Here is a 17,576-nt window from a genome sequence, read left to right on the forward strand (position 1 = left end):
AGGTTTCCTTGCATGAGCACTACAACAGCTCCCACAGCGTCTACTGCACTCCTGAACGCCAGCGCCCACTCGTCGACCCAGTTGGACGAACGTGTCCGGGTCAGCACGGACCGGTCTGGTTACGTCCCGCCCAGCCTTCCGGACGGCGTCGTGTACGCGACGAGCACGGAGGAAGTGGTTGCCACCATGAAGCTGGCAGCGGCACACAACGTGCCGTTGGTTCCCCGTGGCGCCGGCACGGGATTGGCTGCGGGAGCTTCGGCCCACGCGGGCGAAGTGGTTCTTGACCTGGCCCGGATGAACAAGATCCTCCACATCGATCCGGTGGAGCAGCTGGCGGTGGTGGAACCCGGCGTCCTAAACGCCGAAGTGAATGCCGCAGCGGGGGCTCACGGCCTCTTCTATGCGCCGGACCCCGCGAGTACGGCAATCTGTTCCATCGGTGGCAATATCGCCACAAACGCCGGTGGAATGTGGTGCGCAAAGTACGGCGTGACGCGGGAATCCGTCTTGGCCCTCAAAGTCGTCCTGCCCGACGGCCGGGTGTTGCGGACGGGACGCAATACGATCAAGGGGGTTACTGGGTATGACCTGAATGCCCTGATGATTGGCTCTGAAGGTACGCTCGGCGTCGTGGTGGAAGCCACGTTGCGCCTGCGACCCCGCCCCATCCAGACCGCTACCGTTGCCGCCTATTTCCCGGACGTCGCTGCCGCCGCCCGCGCTGCGTCCGCCATCATCGCGGCCCGGCTGCAGCCCTCGGTGCTGGAACTCATGGACGGCCCAACTCTGGAAGCAGTAGACGCGGCGCACGGCACCAATCATCGCTCCAAGGGCGGCGCCTTTCTGTTGGCCCAAACCGACGGTTACGGCGCCTTCTTGGAGCAGGATGTCCTGCTGCAAGCTATCGAGCCTTTCGCCAGTTGCATCGAGAAGGCCCTTGAACCCGCGGACGCGGATGCGCTGGTGGCCACACGAAGGGAAGCCATCCCGTCGCTTGAGCGGCTTGGACGGGTCTCGATCTGCGATATCGGCGTGCCTCGAAACCAGTTGTCCGCAGTGTTCGCGGGACTGGAAGACATTTCACGGAAAACGGGTGTTCGAATTTTCAACATTGCCCACGCAGCAGACGGCAACCTTCACCCGATGATCGTCGTAGAGCCCGACGAATCCATCACCGAAGGCCCCGCCAAGAAGGCCCTCGGCGACATGTTCTACCTCGCCCAGCGCCTCGGCGGCACACTAACGGGCGAACACGGCATCGGTCTGCTCAAGCGAGACTGGCTGGAGGACGAGCTCGGCAGCGTTTCGCTGGAACTTCAGCGGTCGATTCGCAATGTGTTCGATCCGCAGGGAATTTTGAACCCGGGTAAAGCCATCTAGCGGGACCCGCGGTCCCTCTATCCCGTCGAGTGAAAAGGTGACGCGGCTGCGGCCACCCGGGTGGCGCTGCCAGCCGTGGCCACGTCGATGGCGGCGGTGAAGTGCGACGGTCCTCAACCGGCTGGCAAGCTTCTCTTTGAGGTATCTTGAAGGATCAAACATCTTTTCACGATGCGGACAAGTGTTGTCAGAAACCGAGCCACAGGAGCAGCTAGATGACTGAGCAAGCCCGCAGAGGCGTCCAGTCCGTTGAGCGGGTCTTCGAACTCTTGGAACTGATCACCGACGCGGGAGGCGACGCCACACTCAGCGAGTTGGCTTCATCCACAGATCTGCCACTGCCGACCATCCACCGCCTTCTCCGCACCTTGGTATCACTGGGCTATATCCGCCAGTTGCCGAACCGGCGGTACGCCTTGGGTCCGCGGTTGATCCGGTTGGGCGAAGGAGCGAACAAGCAGCTCGGCGCCGTAGCCCGACCGCAACTGAAAACACTAGTGGACAGGCTGGGGGAGACCTCGAATATGGCCGTCCTCGACTCGGACATGGTGATCTACGTGGCGCAGGTCCCTTCCCTGCATTCGATGCGCATGTTCACGGAGGTGGGCCGCCGCGCACACACGCACGACACGGGCGTGGGCAAAGCTATCCTGGCCCAGCTTGACGACGACGTGGTCCGCGGGATCCTGGCCCGATCGGGCATGCCAACTCCCACTCCGAAGAGCATTAGCGACGTCGAGAGCCTCCTAGCCGACCTAGAGCTGGTTCGGGAACGGGGTTACTCGATAGATGAGGAGGAGCAAGAGCTGGGGGTTCGGTGCTTCGCGATGCCCATACCGAACGCGCCCACTCCCTCCGCCATCTCCGTCTCCGGACCGGTGTCCCGCGTGGACCAATCCTTCGGCGAACGCGCCGTTCCGCTGCTCCGCGAGGCTGCCCAAGCCATCTCGGACGAGTTCAACAGCAACTGATCCTGACAGCGCCAAAGGCCGGGCCCATGGCTGGACAACGGCTACAAGGGACCCGCCCCTTGACGCCATAGCCGTGACCAAAAGCAGACGGAGTCCGGACAACAAGGGCCTTCCCGTCCCGATCCAGCCTCGCACAACGGCAACATCGGGACTAAACATCGCTGCAGAGTCGCCGGAGAAGACCCGCGATGGTCAACCAGGCTGGGTTCCTAGGCAGGGACCCAGGGACACTCGGTCCGGGCGTTTAGGTCATGCCCTTGCGCCTGTCCGGTTCCAGGCACCTTTCCACCTCACTAGATCTGCGCCAGGACGGTGACGATTTGGGTGTCAGCGGGACGCGACGACACCGTCGATTCGCGCCATCTCGTGACGCCACGCCGTGCCCGTGTTGAAGCCCGCTCCAAGGTCGGGCAGTTCGGCCATGTCCTCGTTGGCGAGATCCCTCAGCGTGCCCCCTGCGGAAAGGATGTCCATAGAGAGACCGGCGATCGTGTCGACACTGATCGCCTGGAGCACGGCCTGCTCGACAGTGGGTGCCACGCTAGTGATCCCATGCGCCCTCAGCACGAGAACGGGACGACCATGCATTGCGGCAACCATCTCGGCCGCGAGCGACTGATTACGCACAAGCGCGCCCCGTGGGTATACGGGCACACCCGCTGCCGCGAGCCGAGTGCCGGGAATGTCGAATGCGCCGACGATCGGACGGATCGTGATGCCGGCGAGGTCGGCTGCGACGGTGCGCGGCGGGTGTGCGTGCACGACCGCCGCAACGTCTTCGCGGGCCTTGAGAACCGCTGTGTGCAGCGGCAGTTCGTTCGGCACGGACCAACCGTCCAACTCGCCGGGCGCGGCCTCGGTTCCGTCGAATCGGACGAGGCGAATGTCTTCGGTCTCGGTGTAGCCGAGGCCTCGTTCGCGCGGGCCCCGGCAACGCACGAGGAGACTCTTTTCGTCGACGCGCAGGCTGATGTGTCCGAGGATCCCGTCGGCGAGTCCACGGCTCGCAAGTACACGGCATGCGTCCGCGATAAGCGATCGCTCTTCATTGAAGCTGTTCGGCATGCTCTTCCTTCTCATCCGTTGGAGGTGCGGCCCACCTCGAGGCTGGGCCGCACGGTCGTCAGTGCGCCTTCTGCGCGGCGCCGGCGCACAAGCAGTCAATCGGGAAATTGGGAGTCCTGGCGCGGTTTCGGGATAGACACCTCCAGCGTGCCGGCGCGGGTGTCGAAGGGCCGCGGCCGACCGTGGACAGGATCGCCGCAGGCTTGGGACCATCGGGGTTCGGCCCGGCTTGTAAACTCACACCCGCCTTTGGTTTCCGGGTCAAAGTCAATCCGTCAGGCAACGAGGTGAGCAGACCACCATCCCCGCCCCGGACCCGGCGAACCCGCTCAAGCTCGTTGCTAAGCGTCGCGCACCACGCACCGCCGCGCGCGACGACCTGCGCACCTATGCGCCGGGACGCACCGATCCGCCACCGGACACGGGCACCCCCGCTGATACCGCCGCGTAGCCCGGCAGGCGACCACCGAACTCAATAGCCAGCAACGGCGTCAAGGGACACCTACCCCTTGACGCCATAGTTATGCCCGAAAAGCAGACGGAGTCCGGACAACAAGAGCCATCCCCGTCCCGATCCCGCCTCGCAGCACGGCAACCACACCCCGAACACGAAAAAACCGGCCACCCTCTCGGGATGACCGGCTTTTCCATTCGCACTTGGGGTGTTTCGCAACCACGGCATACCGTGTTTCACAAACATCCCTCTGTGCGCGAGGGGGGACTTGAACCCCCACGCCCTTGCGGGCACTGGCACCTGAAGCCAGCGCGTCTGCCAATTCCGCCACTCGCGCAAATCACCGAATCGGAGGTTTCCCCCCGAACAGCGAGATCAATCATAACCGGCACCGTGGCGGGTTGCCTAATCGGGGCACTCCACCGGTGCGCGGGGCCACAACCGCCCGCACCGCGACGCACCGCATGGAACCAAAACGGGCATCCCGAACGTTTCCATATGGGTGTGATTCGGCACCCCTCGGACCTATTCCTAGGCGGGGCAAGTAGTATCGGAAAGGCACGGGCCAACCGGTCCGCCGTTCCGCCGCGCATCGCGGCGGTCCACAGCGAACACCAACGACAGCGAGAGGAGCGGCGCCCATGGGCTTGGTAGACAACGTTGAGCGCGGCTTGGAAAAGCTGGTGACCAGCGTGTTCCGGGGCTCCGGTTCCGCGGACGTCCAACCCGTGGAGATCGCCAGCCGGCTCCGCCACGAGATGGACACCCGCTCCCTTACCCTCTCGCAGGGACGCACGTTGGCGCCCAATGTCTTCACGGTCCAGCTCGGCGAGGACGACTTCGCCAAGGCACGCGAATGGGGCGAGCCCCTCGCGGGCGAGCTGTGCGACGTGGCCATCGAACACGCCAGGAGCCAGCGGTACACGCTGCAGGGACCGGTCCGCGTTTCGTTCAGGAAGGACAGGTCCCTGAAGGTCGGCCATTTCGCCGTGGAGGCAACGATCTCCAAGGAGGCCGCACCGGCCAAGGCCGCCCCCGCCACACCGGCCGCGCCCGCCCACCAGCCCGCAGGCCTGCAACCCGTTCTGGATCTCAATGGGCAGCGCTACGCCCTCAACGCGGATTCGATCGTCCTTGGGCGCGCCTCGGACGCCGACATTCCCGTGGACGACCCGGGCGTCTCACGCCGACACGTCGAAATCCTCCGGGAGGGCGGATCCGTCTTCGCGGTTGACCTCGGATCCACGAATGGAAGCTACGTCAACGGCCAGCGGGTCGACGGCCGCGCCGAGCTCTTCGATGGTTCGATTGTCGCCATGGGCCGTACCCGCATCACGTTCCGACTCTTGCCCCAACGCACTGGAGGCCGCCCGTGACCGAGTTAGTCCTCACCGCGCTGCGCCTCGGTTTCCTCATCCTTCTCTGGATCCTCATTCTCAGCATCGTCGGCGCGTTGCGGCGCGACCTCGTCGTGGGCAAGCGTGAACGCACCGGAGCCCCGAGCGCGCGACAGGCCCGCAACAACCCCCAGGCGACGGCGGAACCGGAACAACCCGCCAAACAGGCGTTTCGGACGCTGGCCGTACTCGAAGGACCGCTGGCGGGAACCACCCTGGACCTGGCTGCCAGCCCCATCCTGCTGGGCCGTGCCCAAGAGGCAACGCTGGTCTTGGAGGACGACTACGCCTCCGGTCGGCACGCCCGCCTCTTCCCGCAGGGCAGCCGCTGGTTCATCGAGGACCTCGGATCCACGAATGGCACCTACCTGGGCGAGAATCAGTTGACCCGCGCGCAGCCGGTTGACCCGGGGCAGCGCATCCGGATCGGCAAAACCGTCATGGAGTTGAGGCCGTAGCATGGCCCTCACGTTGCGGTTCGCGGCGCGGTCCGATGTAGGCAAGGTCCGCGCCAAGAACGACGATTCCGGCTATGCCGGGCGCTACCTCGCGGTGGTTGCCGACGGCATGGGCGGTCACGTCGGTGGCGATGTCGCGTCCGCGTCCACCGTGCTGGACCTCGTACATCTGGACCACACGAACCAGGTGGGCGCCGAAACGGTGTTGCCGGACGAAATCCAGACCGCTAACTCCATCCTCAACGAATTGGTCAACGCCAACCCGAAGCTTTCCGGGATGGGCACCACGGTCACGGCGCTGCTGTTGACGGAAGACCGCTTCCAGTACGCCCATATCGGCGACTCCCGGGCCTACCGCCTGAAGAACGGGGTGTTCGAACAGGTCAGCAAGGACCACACGTTCGTCCAGCGACTCGTCGACGAGGGTCGATTGCGCCCGGAGGAGGCGGAAACCCACCCGCACAAGAACGTGTTGATGCGCGTGTTGGGCGACTCCGACGCCAGCCCCGAGCTGGACATCGAGCAGTACGAGGTCGAACCGGGCGAACGTTGGCTGCTTTGCTCCGACGGACTCAACGCCGTCGTGCCCGACACCATCACAGAACAGATCATGCGCGGCACTTCCTCGCTGCAGGAGACGGTCGATGACCTGGTCGAGGTCACCCTCGCCAACGGTTCCCCGGATAACGTCACGATCGTTGTCGTCGAGGTCTCGCAGGACGACGACGCCGGTGCGCCTCCCTCGGCGGGCAACGAATCCGCACCCGACACCGGGATGCTGCAGATCGCGCGCGACGGCGACGTCGAGGCAAGCGCCGCCGTCATCCGCCACGAACTATCCCATAGGCCCCACGCACTGGTCGGCGCCGCCGAGCTGGCGACCCGCACGGGCCAGATCCCCGTGGTCACGCAGCGTTCCGCCGAGAAACGCGCTGCGGCGATCCTCACCCACAAGGCTTCCACCACGACGCCTCCGCACGGGTACGCCGCGGAGGACCACGATCGGATGCGGCCCCCGTCCCGCGGCTGGCTGATACCGGCCTTCATGGCAATCATGGGCCTGATTCTGTTGTCTGTCTTGGGTCTGGGCTACCTCTGGACGCAGACGCAGTACTACGTCGGCAACGACAGTGGCCGCGTCGCAATCTTCAACGGCGTCTCCCAGGATCTGGGGCCGATCAAGCTGTCCCACGTGGACACGGTGACGCCGATACCGCTCGAAGCCCTGCCCTCCTACACCCAGCAACGCCTGCGGACGTCGCTGCCGGCCAAGGACCTCGGCCACGCCCAGGACATCGTCCGCGAATTGACGATCACCGCCAAGCAGTCATGTCCCGTCATCGTTCCCAGCGCGCCCGAGTCCGGCGACGCGCCGCCCACCCTGCCCAGCTACTGCGAGGAGGTGGCACCATGACGGATCTCCAGACAGCCCCGGTCGCCCGCCGCAACACCGAGCTTTTCCTTCTCGTTCTGGCACTTGCCGTGGCCGTAGGCGCCAACTACCTGGTGAGCCTGAGCAATCCCGACGGGCTGGACCCTGATTTCGCGACCCAGGGCGGCATCCTCGCCGGCCTCGCCATCGCCATGCACGTCGTGCTGCGCATCTGGGCCAAGTACGCGGACCCGATCATCCTGCCCTGCGTGGTCGCGCTCAACGGGATCGGACTGGCCATGATCCACCGCCTGGACCTGGTCAACGACGACAACGCGGCTACCCGGCAGCTCCTGTGGACCGGCGTGGCCATGACCGCTGCCATGATCACGCTGTGGGCCATCCGCGACCACCGGGTCCTGCGCCGGGCCACCTATATCTTCCTGGCCGTGAGCGCCATCCTCCTGCTCATGCCGCTGATTCCGGGGCTCGGGCTGGAGATCAACGGCGCCCGTATCTGGGTGGGCCTCGGCCCGTTCTCCTTCCAGCCCGGCGAACTCGCGAAGATCACGCTGTCGATCTTCTTCGCGGGATACCTCTCCAGCAACAGGGACCTGATCCTTTTGGCCGGCCGCAAGTTCGGACCCATGCAGTTTCCCCGCGCCCGCGACCTCGGACCGATGGTCGTGGCCTGGCTGGTGAGCATCGGCGTGCTGGTGTTCCAGCGCGACCTGGGTTCTTCGATCCTGTTCTTCGGCCTGTTCATGGTGATGATCTACGTCGCCACCGCTCGCATCAGCTGGATCGTGATCGGCCTGGGCATGATCGCCGTGGCCGGCGTCCTGGCGGCCCGTTTCATGTCGCACGTCTCACTGCGCATGGACTCCTGGATCAACGCATTCGACCCCGAAATCTACGACCGCCAGTTCGGAGGCAGCCGGCAGATCGTACAAGGGTTGTTCGGCCTCGCCAACGGAGGGCTGGCCGGCACCGGAATCGGGAACGGCCGCCCCGACTTCGTGCCCCTCGCCAACTCGGACATGATCGTCGCGGCGCTGGGCGAGGAACTCGGCCTGATCGGGCTCACCGCCGTCATCCTGCTCTACGTGCTACTGGTCAGCCGCGGAATCCGCGCCGCGTTGGGCACCCGCGACGCCTTCGGCAAGATGCTCGCCGCGGGCCTGTCCTTCACGATCGGCCTGCAGTGCTTCGTCGTGATGGGCGGCGTCACCCGGCTGATCCCGCTGACCGGGCTGACCACGCCGTTCATGTCCGCCGGAGGATCCGCGATGCTTTCCAACTGGATCATCGTCGCCCTGCTGCTCCTGGTCTCACACAACGCACGGCGGCCAGCGGCCAGCGGGCCGATGACCGACCTGGAGCGGGCGACTTCCGCTCCCTCCGTGGGCAAAAAGGGTCCCGACACGAAAAGGGCCGGCAAACCGGTCGGCAAGCGAGGACCGGCATGAACCAGGCCATTCGCAACGTATGGATCTCCGTGATGCTGATGTTCGTGCTGGTGCTCGGCGCGCTGAGCTACATCCAGTTCTTCGCCGCGGCGGACCTCACGTCCAACTCGCTGAACAACCGCCAGCTCTTCCGCGACTTCGACCTCCCGCGCGGTGCGATCCTCGTGGACGGGGAACCGATTGCCGAATCCGTGGACGCCGACGGTCAGTTCGACTACCAGCGCGTCTACAACGATCCGAAGCTCTACTCGCACCTCACGGGGTTCTACTCGCTCGCGTTCGGTTCCCGCCACCTCGAGTTCGCCATGAACGAGGAACTGTCGGGCCAGAGCGACAGCCAGTTCTACGACCGCATGATCGCGCTGCTGTCCGGCGGGACCAACGAGGGCGCCTCCGTGGAGCTGACCATCGACTCCGAGCTGCAGAAGGCCGTCTACGACATCCTGCCCGACGGCGTCCAGGCCACGGCGATCGTGTCCGACCCGTCCAGCGGCGACATCAAGGCCATGGTCTCCAAACCGTCCTACGACACCAACGACCTCGCCATCCACAGCACCGGCCAGGCACAGGCCAACATGGACGAGATCCTGAAAACACCGGGCCTGAGCCCGAACATCAACCCCGCCATCGGCCACCTGATCGCCCCCGGCTCCACGTTCAAGGTGCTCGACGTCGTCGCCGCGCTCGAATCCGGGGAGTACGACCTCGACACGGTGATCGACAACCCATCCAAGGTCACCCTGCCGGGCACCACCGCGGAACTGAGCAACTTCGGCGAGGGCATCTGCACCCAGCAGCCACGGGCCAGGCTGGATTTCATCATGGCGCAGAGCTGCAACACGCCCTTCGTGGAGATGAGCCAGAAGGTTGGCCAGGACGCCCTGCGTGACGTCACCGAACGCTTCGGTTTCGGCCAACAGCTTCAGGTGCCGCTCCGGGTCACCCCGAGCGTCTTCCCTCCGGACCTCAACGACGCCCAGCTGGCGCAATCGGCGATCGGCCAGTTCGACGTCAAGGTCACTCCGCTGCAGATGAACATGGTTGCCATGGGTATCGCGAACGACGGTGTCATCATGAAGCCCAACCTGGTGCGCAAGGTGGTCGCGCCGGATCTACGGGTCCTGAGCGAGAGCACACCCGAGGAGTTCAGCACGGCCACCACCCCGGAGGTCGCCGAGCAGGTCACGGAGCTGATGCGCGGTCCGCTCGACGGCGGGACGGCGGCCGCCGCGGACATCCCCGGGCTGGACATCGCAGCCAAGACCGGTACCGCAGAGATCGGCGACTCCGGTCTCGTGAACTCCTGGATCACCGGGTTCGCTCCCGCCGACAATCCAGAGGTGGCGGTCACGATCGTCATCGAGAAGGTCGAATACCCGACCGGAAGCACGCTCACCAGTCCCAACATGAAAAAGATCCTAGAGGCGGTGTTCAACAAGTGAGGCCAACATCAGGAATCACCCTGGGCGGACGGTTCCAACTGACGGACCGCATCGCCATCGGTGGCATGGGTGAAGTCTGGAAGGCCAAGGACCAGATCCTCGGACGCATCGTGGCCATCAAGGTCCTCAAGGAGGAGTACACGGGCGATCCCGGGTTCCTCCAGCGTTTCCGTGCGGAGGCCCGCCACACCGCTCTGCTGAACCACAACGGGATAGCCAACGTCTTCGACTACGGCGAGGAGGGCGGTTCCGCCTACCTCGTGATGGAGCTGGTCCCGGGGCCGCCCCTTTCCTCCGTCATCGAACGCGAGAAGGTGCTGTCGCCGGACCGTACGCTGTCCATCGTCGGGCAGACCGCGCGCGCCCTGGCGGCCGCCCACGCCCAGGGGCTGGTGCACCGCGACGTGAAGCCCGGGAACCTGCTGATCCTCCCGGACGGCCGCGTGAAGATCACCGACTTCGGCATCGCTCGCATCGCGGACCAGGTTCCGCTCACCGCCACCGGCCAGGTCATGGGCACCGCCCAGTACCTCGCCCCGGAACAGGCCACCGGTCAGCAGGCCACCGGCTCTTCGGACATCTATTCGCTCGGCGTCATCGGGTACGAATGCCTCGCCGGGAGGCGTCCGTTCTCCGGCGAATCCCAGATCGCGATCGCCCTCGCGCAGGTGAACGATTCGCCGCCGCCACTACCGGAGTCCATCCCCGCGCCGGTCCGCGCCCTCATCATGTCCATGCTCTCCAAGAGCCCGGAGGACCGTCCCGCAAACGCCACGAAACTGGCAGAGGCCGCGGAGGCCATCCGAGCCGGAAACATCCGGGCCGCAGAGGCCGCGGTCCCCGGGATGCTCCTGTTCAACGCGGAAACGGCCCCCACCGCAGCCGTTTCCTCCGACGACATCGCCACGCGTGCCAATCCGACGCCGGGTGGCTCGAACCGCGCCCCCAGCACCAGCGCCTTGCCGACCGTGGCCGGGGCCGGGGCAGCGGGTGCGGCCGGCGCGGCGGCCGGTGCAGCAGCCGCCTCGCAGGGCGGAAATTTCGATTCCGTCGTCGGGGCCAGTCGGCGCTGGAACCCGGACGCGAACGACGACGAGGCCGCGGAAGTCGCCGATGAAGAGCCCGTCAAGCGGCGTAGGAGCCCCTGGACCTGGCCCTTGATCGCGCTTGTGGCCCTGATCCTGTTCGCCGTCCTCGGCGCGTTGCTGCTGCCGTTGATCCCCGCGGGCGACGATGAACCGACGTCGTCCGCACCCTCGTCGCCGGCCAGCTCCTCGTCGTCGTCCTCGTCTTCGTCATCCTCGGCGCCGTCCTCGACCAGCGCGCCGGCGACTTCCGCCCCGGCCACCACCGCCGCGCCGGAAACCATCACGGTGAGCGAGAACGCCTACCTCGGCAGGATGTTGGAGGAAGCCCGCGCGGACCTCGTGGCGCTCGGCTTCGAGGTGACCACGGAACCGCAGGAAAGCGAGCAACCCGAGAACACCGTTCTGGCGGTCTCGCCCACCGGAGAGCGCACCCGCGGGGAGACCATCAACCTCGTCTACGCGGTCCCGCCGGAGGAGGAAGAGCAGGCGACCGTGCCGTCCGGTCTCGTCGGTCAAAGCGAACAGGAGGCCGCGGCCTCGATCCGCAACGCCGGGCTGATCCCCGTGTCCTCCGGCACGACCGCCAGCGACCAACCGGAGGGAACCGTCGTGTCCGTCGATCCCGGTGAGGGCCAGGACGTGGACCCGGGCTCGGAGGTCGCACTCACCCTGTCGGAGGGACCCTCCGAAAGCCCGACACCCACGCCGACGCCCACGCCGACGCCCACGCCAACGCCCACCCCCACGCCGCCGGCGGCCGACAGCACGGAGCCTTCAGCCGCGCCGGCGAGCTCGAGCATCCTGCCCGAGCTGTCCCCACCGGCCGACGGCTAGGAACGGCATCCAGAGGAACCACGTGACTGAACCCCGCATTCTCAACGACCGTTACGCCGTCGGCGACCTGATTGGCCGCGGCGGCATGGCCGACGTGCACCAGGGCACCGACGTTCGTCTCGGCCGCGAGGTGGCCATCAAGTTGCTGCGTCGGGACCTCGCCCGGGACCCGGTGTTCCAGAGCCGTTTCCGCCGCGAGGCGAAGGCCGTCGCCGGATTGAACCACCCCTCCATCGTCGCCGTGTACGACACGGGCGAGGAGGAGTCACCCAACGCCCAGGAACACGATGTCCGGGCGCCGTTCATCGTCATGGAATACGTGCACGGGCGGACCCTGCGCGATCTGGTGCGCTCGGGCGAGCTCACGGTCGAATCGTCGGTTCGCCACACCCTCGGGGTCCTGACGGCGCTGGCCTACAGCCACCGCAAGGGGATCGTCCACCGGGACATCAAGCCCGCCAACGTCATGGTCACGGCCGACGGTGCGATCAAGGTCATGGACTTCGGGATAGCCCGCGCCCTCGCCGACTCGGCGGCGACCATGACGCAGACGCAGGCCGTCGTGGGAACGGCCCAGTACCTCTCCCCCGAACAAGCGCGCGGCGAGAGCGTCGACGCCCGGAGTGACCTCTACTCCGCCGGCTGTCTGCTCTACGAACTCCTCACCGGCCGTCCGCCCTTTGTCGGCGACAGTCCGGTCTCCGTGGCCTACCAGCACGTCAGCGAAGAGGCGCCCCCGCCCAGCGAACTGAATTCCGACGTCGGGCCTCAGTTGGACCGCATCGTCGCGCTCGCCCTGCGCAAGGACCGCGACGACCGCTACCAGGACGCCGACGCGTTCGCCAAGGCACTTGCGGCCGCGGCTGCCGGAACGCCGGTTCCCGGGGACCGCGGCGACGCGACCACGGCCCTGGCCGTCTCCGCTGCCTCCACCCGGGCGCTCGACACCGTCGAAGACAACCCCACCCAGACGCTCGCCTCCGCCTTCGCCCCGTCGGTGGCGGCGGGCGGCGCCGCCGACGCGCCCGCGGGAGGCCCCGCAACCGGTGCGCTGGGGATCATGGAGGATCCCGGACACCCTCACCCGAACGGCGAGCTGGCGGAGCGAAGGCGCTACGAAACCAGCCGGCGTCGGGCCTGGATCACCGTGTTCTCGGTGATTACGCTGCTGGTTATCGGTGTCGGAGCGTGGCTTTTCTGGAACTGGAACCAACAGGAACTCGCACGGAACGCCTCAGTCGCCGTGCCCAGCGTCGCCTCCATGGACCAGACGCGGGCCCAAAACGCGCTGATGGCCGTGAATTTGGTGCCCGCAGCGGAGGAGGTCTTCGACGATTCCGCGCCCGAGGGCATGGCTGTCGGCACGGACCCCGCGGCGTCCCAGCAGGCCCCCGTCGGTAGCCGGGTCCGGTTGTTGATCTCCAAGGGGCCGGAACAGGCGACGTTGCCGCAGGACCTCGCGGGGCAGACGGAAGCGTCCGTGACGCGCGTCCTCGAGGAGCTGGGGCTGAGGGTCGGCGACGTGACACAGGAGAACAGCGCGAGCGTGCGCGCCGACCGGCTCATCGCCACCAATCCGAAGCTCGGGGAGCAGGTCAAGGCGGGCAGCAGCGTGGATCTGGTGTTGTCCACCGGCGAGGTGTTTGTGCCCAACCTCCTGGACCTCACGCTGGAACAGGCGCGCAAGGCCCTGGCCGACGAGGCCGTGGGACTTTCCCCAAACGTCGTCGAGGTGGAGAACACGGTGTTGGAGCCCGGTACGATCACGAAGCAGCAGCCGGAGGCCGGGACCTCTCTCGAACAGGGCGGAACGGTCGTCATCACCGTCACAAAAGAGCCCGACGCACCGGTGGAACCCGCTCCGAGCGAACCCCCCCCGCCCAGCGCCCCCGCGTCCAGCGCCCCCGCCGACTCCAGCCCGCCGGCGGGCTCCGACGAACCGGACAACGAGGGCAACGGCAACGCAGGCAATGCGGGGGGACCCGACAACGCAGGGGGACCAGGGAACTCCGGCCGCGGAAACGCCAGCGAGGCGCCCGGCCAGCAGCCGTAGCCGCGAGGCGGGGCGTTCGTGGGTCGGCTACTCCTTGATGAGCGGGCTCAGGGTGGCCGCCTTGGCCGCTGCCCCGCGGACGCCCAGGGACTCGAGCCAGTTCCCCAGCATCTGGTACCCGCCCTCCGTGAGCACGGATTCGGGGTGGAATTGCACGCCCCACAGCGGCGCGTCCCGGTGCGCGAGCCCCATCACCACGCCCTCGCCGGTCTCCGCGATAATCTCCAGCACGTCCGGGACGGTGTCCCGCACGGCGGCCAACGAGTGGTAGCGAGTGGCCGTGAACGGGTCCGCCACGTCGTGGAAGACCGGGTGGCCGCCGTGGTGGATCAGCGACGTCTTGCCGTGCATCAGTTCCTCGGCATGCGTCACGACGCCGCCATACGCCTCGGCCAGGGCCTGGTGCCCCAGGCACACGCCGAGCATCGGTTTCGATTCGACGCCGCACCACTTGATCATCTCCACGCACACTCCGGCGTCCGCGGGAGTGCCCGGTCCGGGCGACACGAGGACACCGTCGCGGCTGGCTGCCAGCTCGATCGCCTCGGCGAGCGTCACGTCGTCGTTCCGGACGACCGTGGTTTCCGCGCCGAGTTCCTGGAGGTAGCCCACCAGGGTGTAGACGAAGCTGTCGTAGTTGTCGATCACGAGGATCCGTGCGGGGGCGGTCATCGCGGGAGCACCAGGCCAATCGTCGAATCGGTCCATGGGCTGAATTGGTTGGCCCACGGGAAGACGTATTCCATCAGGACAAGTATGACGGCGACAATCAGCAACAGCGAAATGAGAACCCGTGTCCAGAGCCGGCCGGGCAGGTGCCGGAAGATCCAGGCGTACATGGCGTCCCCTACTTCCCGGCCACGGTGGCCGCGACGGCGTCGGCTATGGCTGCCGGTGGACCGGCCGACGAAGGCCGCCACGATTCCAACTCCGCGTAGGAGACGATCCGCATGGCCGTGCTGAAGGGCGGATCGCAGCTGGTCAGCGTCAGGAGCGGGGCCTCCGGCACGGCGTCCGGACGGTGCGGAACGGGAAGCAGGACCTCCGTTTGCGTCGGATGGACGATCTCGGTGCTGCGGTACGCATAGGTGTAGTAGCCCTCGGACGTCTGCACGTGGATCCGGTCGCCGACGCGCAACCGGTCGATGCCTCGGAAGACCCCGCCATGCGTCTGCCGGTGAGCGGCAACCGCGAAATTTCCCGGTTCGCCCGGCATTTGTGTGGAGGGATAGTGGCCAATTCCGAGACTATCCAGGACATCCGGCCCAACGCCGCGGGTCACCGGCCGGGCGAAATCCTCGCCAAAGCGTGGGATGTACATGATCGCAAAGGTGGAGCCGTCCAGCGCGCGCCGTGCTTTGGGCGGTTCGCCGAACTCGGCGCGGTCCGACCATGCAGCCGCTTCCGGGTCGTCCCCTTCCCGCGTCTCCGGAACCAGTCCGGCCACCGCCACGTCGCCGAACTCCCGTGCCAGGGCCGTGGTGGCCGCCTCCTGTTTCCGGTCCGCCTCCAGATTCGTCCACCACAGTTGCCAGGCGACGAATAGCAGGAGCAATAGCCCCGCCGTGATCAGGAGCTCGCCGACGACGCCGATGGCCCGCCGGGCGATGCCGGTCCGACCGCGCGTGGGCTCTGCGGGCACGGTTCTCCTTCGGTTCGGTGGCGCGCCCCGCGGTCCAATGGTCGAGGTCCCTGCAACGGATAGGATGGGGGCACCACGGTCGCCCGTCCTTCCCTCGAATCGGCGGGTCCACAGCCAGAATATCGTCCGTCGGCCGGAACCGGGGATTGTTCCGCCGACCGAGGTCAGGAGACGCAGTGCCAGAGTCAAGGATGCGCCGCAAGGACCGCCGTCCAGACCGGACCCCCGCGGCGTCCGGCGATTACAAGCCGCTGCCCGTTTGGTACAAGCCGGTGATGTTCGGCCTCATGATCCTGGGCCTGCTGTGGATCATCGTCTACTACATTTCCGAGGGCCTGTTGCCCATCGTGGTCGCCGGCGGTTGGAACATCGTGATCGGCTTCGGGTTCGCCATGGTCGGCTTCGTCATGACGACCCGCTGGCGCTAGCCCTTGTCTCTCGTTTCGACTGAGTTCCCCGCCCGCCCCTCTCGTTTCGACTGAGGTAGATGCTCCTTTTCGGCCTAATTCAAGCATCTAACTTTGTCGAAACGCGGGGGGTGAACTGCGGGATCAGGCCGAAAAGCCACCGTCGGCCTTGACCAGTTGCCCGTTGATCCAGCCCCCGGGACCGGAGAGCAGGAACGCGACGACGGCGGCCACGTCCGCGGGGGTGCCGAGGCGCCCGCCCGGTTGGCGTTCGGTGAGCGCCGCGCGGACCTCCGGCGTCATCCACCCGGTGTCCACGGGGCCGGGATTGAGGACGTTCGCGGTGATGCCCTGACGGGAAAGCTCGCGGGCCGCCGCCAGCACGATCCGGTCCATCGCACCCTTGCTTGCCCCGTAGGGCATGTTCCCCACCGTGTGGTCGCTCGTGAGGGCGAGAATCCGACCGCTCCCGTGAAGCGCCGACGGGAAGCGTGCCGCGAATTCGCGCACCAGAAGCCACGAGGCCCGCGTGTTCACCGCGAAGTGGCGTTCGAAGGCCTCCACGCCGGTGTCCATGATCCCCGAATCGACGGACTCGCAGTGGGACATCACCAGCGCCGAGACGTGACCCAACTCGGCGGACGCGGAGTCGAGTAGCCGGGACGGGACGGACGCGTCCGCCAGGTCCGCCTCCAGAAGCACCACGCGCGCCCCGGTCACCTCGAGCTCGGACGCGAGCCCGTCGGCGTCGTCCGGCTGGCGTCCCCAGGGCATGCGGTCGTCGTAGGGACCCCAGTAGGCCAGGGCCAGATCCCATCCGGCCGCCGCCAGTGAGCGGGCGACGGCCGCGCCGAGTCCGGCGGCGCGGCCAACTCCGGTGACCAGGGCCACCGGCCGGTGGCCGGCTTCCGCCGCCGGCGCCTCCGTGGTGTCGTGATTCGCATCATTCATGGCACCACCCTACGGCCGGGCGTGGCATGCTGGAGGGTGGACGAGAGGACACCATGACCGACACCCGGACCCCCACCGCCCCGCCGCGGAACACCTTGTCGCCGAAGCGGCTCTACGGAGCGCTCGCATTCGCCGAGATGGTGACGTGGGCACTGCTGACCATCGGCATGGTGCTGAAGTACTCGGGCACCAGCGAGGCATTCGTTCCCGTGTTCGGCCCGATCCACGGGGTGGTCTTCATCGCCTACTGCGTCGTGACCTGCTTCGTGTGGGTCAACCAGCGCTGGAGCTTCGGGCGCGGCGTCGCCGGGCTCGCGTCCGCCGTCGTTCCGTTCTGCACCATCCCGTTCGAAAAGTCCGCGGAACGCCGCGGCCTGCTGGAGGGCGGCTGGCGCCTGGCCGAGGGCGGCGACGAGCCGCGCGGGCCGGTCGAGCGGATCCAGGCCCTGTGCCTGCGCCACCCGGTGGCCGCCGGCATCGCGGGGATCACCTTCGTGGCGCTCGCGACGGCGGTCCTGCTGGTCGTCGGACCACCCGTTCCCAAGGGCTGATAGCCCGGCGCTCCTCGCCTACCGTGGGCGGCGCAGGCG

At 67.0% G+C, this 17,576-nt stretch carries 16 protein-coding genes and 1 tRNA gene; 11 read left to right on the forward strand and 6 right to left on the reverse strand.

Annotation, left to right across the window (positions count from 1 at the left end):
• Positions 1–12: 12 nt before the first annotated feature.
• Positions 13–1,383, forward strand: a complete 1,371-nt coding sequence (locus ACHAAJ_RS09900) for an FAD-binding oxidoreductase (protein WP_435727949.1) — start codon at positions 13–15, stop codon at positions 1,381–1,383.
• A 215-nt stretch (positions 1,384–1,598) separates the two neighbouring features.
• Positions 1,599–2,354, forward strand: a complete 756-nt coding sequence (locus ACHAAJ_RS09905; protein WP_435727951.1) for an IclR family transcriptional regulator — start codon at positions 1,599–1,601, stop codon at positions 2,352–2,354.
• Positions 2,355–2,681: 327 nt separating this feature from the next.
• Here ACHAAJ_RS09905 and phtC read toward each other — a convergent pair whose 3' ends face one another.
• Both phtC and ACHAAJ_RS09915 read right to left on the reverse strand, forming a co-directional pair.
• Complete coding sequence (gene phtC / locus ACHAAJ_RS09910; protein WP_435727953.1) at positions 2,682–3,419, reverse strand: 3,4-dihydroxyphthalate decarboxylase; 738 nt, start codon at positions 3,417–3,419, stop codon at positions 2,682–2,684.
• A gap of 707 nt (positions 3,420–4,126) precedes the next feature.
• Positions 4,127–4,210: transfer RNA gene (locus ACHAAJ_RS09915), tRNA-Leu, on the reverse strand.
• A gap of 304 nt (positions 4,211–4,514) precedes the next feature.
• Between ACHAAJ_RS09915 and ACHAAJ_RS09920 the strand changes: the two genes are divergently transcribed.
• Genes ACHAAJ_RS09920 through pknB form a run of 7 tightly spaced genes read left to right on the forward strand, consistent with a single transcriptional unit; the run spans position 4,515 to position 13,986 of the window.
• Positions 4,515–5,249 carry an FHA domain-containing protein gene (locus tag ACHAAJ_RS09920; protein ID WP_435727954.1) on the forward strand — a complete coding sequence of 245 codons (735 nt, stop codon included), beginning with the start codon at positions 4,515–4,517 and terminating at the stop codon, positions 5,247–5,249.
• Entirely contained in the window at positions 5,246–5,728 is a 483-nt protein-coding gene (locus ACHAAJ_RS09925) for an FHA domain-containing protein FhaB/FipA (RefSeq protein WP_435727955.1), read from the forward strand. Before ACHAAJ_RS09920 ends, ACHAAJ_RS09925 begins: the two co-directional genes overlap by 4 nt.
• A gap of 1 nt (position 5,729) precedes the next feature.
• A complete protein-coding gene (locus tag ACHAAJ_RS09930) occupies positions 5,730–7,142 on the forward strand; it encodes a PP2C family protein-serine/threonine phosphatase (RefSeq protein WP_435727956.1) in 1,413 nt (470 codons plus the stop codon).
• A complete protein-coding gene (locus ACHAAJ_RS09935) occupies positions 7,139–8,569 on the forward strand; it encodes an FtsW/RodA/SpoVE family cell cycle protein (RefSeq protein WP_435727958.1) in 1,431 nt (476 codons plus the stop codon). The genes ACHAAJ_RS09930 and ACHAAJ_RS09935 overlap by 4 nt, the downstream gene beginning before the upstream one ends.
• Positions 8,566–10,011, forward strand: coding sequence for a peptidoglycan D,D-transpeptidase FtsI family protein (locus ACHAAJ_RS09940; RefSeq protein ID WP_435727960.1), 1,446 nt, complete (start codon positions 8,566–8,568; stop codon positions 10,009–10,011). Before ACHAAJ_RS09935 ends, ACHAAJ_RS09940 begins: the two co-directional genes overlap by 4 nt.
• Entirely contained in the window at positions 10,008–11,933 is a 1,926-nt protein-coding gene (locus ACHAAJ_RS09945; RefSeq protein ID WP_435727962.1) for a protein kinase domain-containing protein, read from the forward strand. Before ACHAAJ_RS09940 ends, ACHAAJ_RS09945 begins: the two co-directional genes overlap by 4 nt.
• Positions 11,934–11,955: 22 nt before the next feature.
• A complete protein-coding gene (gene pknB, locus ACHAAJ_RS09950) occupies positions 11,956–13,986 on the forward strand; it encodes a Stk1 family PASTA domain-containing Ser/Thr kinase (RefSeq protein WP_435727964.1) in 2,031 nt (676 codons plus the stop codon).
• 27 nt (positions 13,987–14,013) lie between these two features.
• Here the strand turns inward: pknB and ACHAAJ_RS09955 are convergent, their stop codons facing one another.
• The 3 genes from ACHAAJ_RS09955 to ACHAAJ_RS09965 are packed head-to-tail and all read right to left on the reverse strand — an operon-like array spanning position 14,014 to position 15,628.
• Entirely contained in the window at positions 14,014–14,658 is a 645-nt protein-coding gene (locus ACHAAJ_RS09955) for an anthranilate synthase component II (RefSeq protein WP_435727966.1), read from the reverse strand.
• Positions 14,655–14,825, reverse strand: coding sequence for a hypothetical protein (locus ACHAAJ_RS09960; protein WP_435727968.1), 171 nt, complete (start codon positions 14,823–14,825; stop codon positions 14,655–14,657). The genes ACHAAJ_RS09955 and ACHAAJ_RS09960 overlap by 4 nt, the downstream gene beginning before the upstream one ends.
• Before the next feature lie 8 nt (positions 14,826–14,833).
• Positions 14,834–15,628: a class E sortase gene (locus ACHAAJ_RS09965; protein ID WP_435727969.1), complete on the reverse strand. Its 795-nt coding sequence runs from the start codon at positions 15,626–15,628 to the stop codon at positions 14,834–14,836.
• A gap of 176 nt (positions 15,629–15,804) precedes the next feature.
• Here ACHAAJ_RS09965 and ACHAAJ_RS09970 point away from each other — a divergent pair, with 176 nt between their 5' ends.
• Positions 15,805–16,056, forward strand: coding sequence for a cell division protein CrgA (locus ACHAAJ_RS09970; protein ID WP_435727971.1), 252 nt, complete (start codon positions 15,805–15,807; stop codon positions 16,054–16,056).
• 123 nt (positions 16,057–16,179) lie between these two features.
• Here the strand turns inward: ACHAAJ_RS09970 and ACHAAJ_RS09975 are convergent, their stop codons facing one another.
• Entirely contained in the window at positions 16,180–16,986 is an 807-nt protein-coding gene (locus ACHAAJ_RS09975; protein WP_435727973.1) for an SDR family oxidoreductase, read from the reverse strand.
• Positions 16,987–17,039: 53 nt separating this feature from the next.
• Here ACHAAJ_RS09975 and ACHAAJ_RS09980 point away from each other — a divergent pair, with 53 nt between their 5' ends.
• The gene (locus tag ACHAAJ_RS09980; protein WP_435727975.1) at positions 17,040–17,537 is read left to right on the forward strand and encodes a DUF3817 domain-containing protein; all 498 of its coding nucleotides are present in this window, start codon (positions 17,040–17,042) and stop codon (positions 17,535–17,537) included.
• The last annotated feature ends 39 nt before the right edge of the window (positions 17,538–17,576 follow it).

It is taken from the genome of Arthrobacter arnarulunnguaqae (genome assembly GCF_051262515.1).
Taxonomy (GTDB): domain Bacteria; phylum Actinomycetota; class Actinomycetes; order Actinomycetales; family Micrococcaceae; genus Arthrobacter_N.